Genomic DNA, 1,490 nt, shown 5'->3' on the forward strand with positions numbered 1-1,490 from the left:
AACAATGCCGGGGCGCTGCATTCGCGCCTGATCGTGATCCTGAACGACAACGACATGTCGATCGCCCCGCCGGTGGGGGCGATGTCGGCCTATTTCGCGCGCCTGGCTTCCGGCGGGACCTATCGCGGCCTGCGCGAGACGGCCAAGCAGCTCGGCAAGCTCCTGCCGAAGGCGATCTACCAGCGCGCGGCGGCGGCGGAGGAATATGCCCGCTCCCTGGTGGTGGGCGGCGGCACGATGTTCGAGGAGCCAGCGCGCGGCGGCGGCGGAGGAATATGCCCGCTCCCTGGTGGTGGGCGGCGGCACGATGTTCGAGGAGATGGGCTTCCACTATGTCGGCCCGGTCGACGGGCACAACCTCGACCACCTGCTGCCGATCCTGAAGAACGTGCGCGATTCGGACCAGGGCCCGATCCTGCTCCACGTGGTGACGCAGAAGGGCAAGGGCTACGCCCCGGCCGAGGCCTCGGCCGACCGCTACCACGGGGTGGTGAAGTTCGACGTGCTGTCGGGCGTCCAGGCCAAGGCCAAGCCGAACGCACCGGCCTATACCCGCGTCTTCGGCGAGNGCCGACCGCTACCACGGGGTGGTGAAGTTCGACGTGCTGTCGGGCGTCCAGGCCAAGGCCAAGCCGAACGCACCGGCCTATACCCGCGTCTTCGGCGAGAGCCTGATCAAGGCGGCGGATGCCGACGACAAGGTGGTGGCGATCACCGCCGCGATGCCGGGCGGCACCGGGATCGACCTGTTCGGCAAGGCGCATCCGGACCGGACCTTCGATGTGGGCATCGCCGAGCAGCATGCGGTGACGTTCGCGGGCGGCYTGGCGACGGAGGGCTACAAGCCGTTCGTGGCGATCTACTCGACCTTCCTGCAGCGGGCCTACGATCAGGTCGTGCACGACGTGGCGCTGCAGAACTTAGCCGTTCGGTTCTGCCTCGACCGGGCGGGTCTGGTGGGCGCGGACGGGGCGACCCATGCGGGCGCGTTCGATCTGGCCTATCTCTGCTGCCTGGCGATCTACTCGACCTTCCTGCAGCGGGCCTACGATCAGGTCGTGCACGACGTGGCGCTGCAGAACTTAGCCGTTCGGTTCTGCCTCGACCGGGCGGGCCTGGTGGGTGCGGACGGAGCGACCCATGCGGGCGCGTTCGATCTGGCTTATCTCTGCTGCCTGCCGAACATGGTGGTGATGGCGGCCTCCGACGAGGCCGAGCTGGTCCACATGGTGGCGACCCAGCATGCCCATGACAGCGGCCCGATCGCCCTGCGCTACCCGCGCGGCGAGGGGGTGGGCGTGGACCTGCCCGAGCGCGGCGAGGCCCTGCCCATCGGCAAGGGCCGGATCGTCAAGCGCCCCGAGAATGCGCGTGTGGCGCTGCTGAGCCTGGGCACGCGTCTGTCTGAGGCGCTGAAGGCGGCCGACCTTCTGGAGACGGCGGGGATCGCCGTGAGCGTGGCGGATGCGCGCTTCGCCAAGCCGCTGGAC

The 1,490-nt window shown here is 69.2% G+C and carries 1 protein-coding gene and 2 pseudogenes; all 3 read left to right on the forward strand.

The annotated features are described in order from the left end of the window. Positions 1 to 568 (forward strand): annotated as a pseudogene (locus ASF34_RS22850) (1-deoxy-D-xylulose-5-phosphate synthase N-terminal domain-containing protein); the annotation flags it as partial. Between the two features lie 88 nt (positions 569 to 656). Beyond that, positions 657 to 1,004, forward strand: a pseudogene (locus ASF34_RS23790) (1-deoxy-D-xylulose-5-phosphate synthase); the annotation flags it as partial. A gap of 63 nt (positions 1,005 to 1,067) precedes the next feature. Then, a partial coding sequence (locus tag ASF34_RS23245) for a transketolase C-terminal domain-containing protein (protein ID WP_443136542.1) occupies positions 1,068 to 1,490 on the forward strand: 423 nt, incomplete at its 3' end.

The organism is Methylobacterium sp. Leaf106, assembly GCF_001422895.1.
GTDB lineage: Bacteria > Pseudomonadota > Alphaproteobacteria > Rhizobiales > Beijerinckiaceae > Methylobacterium > Methylobacterium bullatum.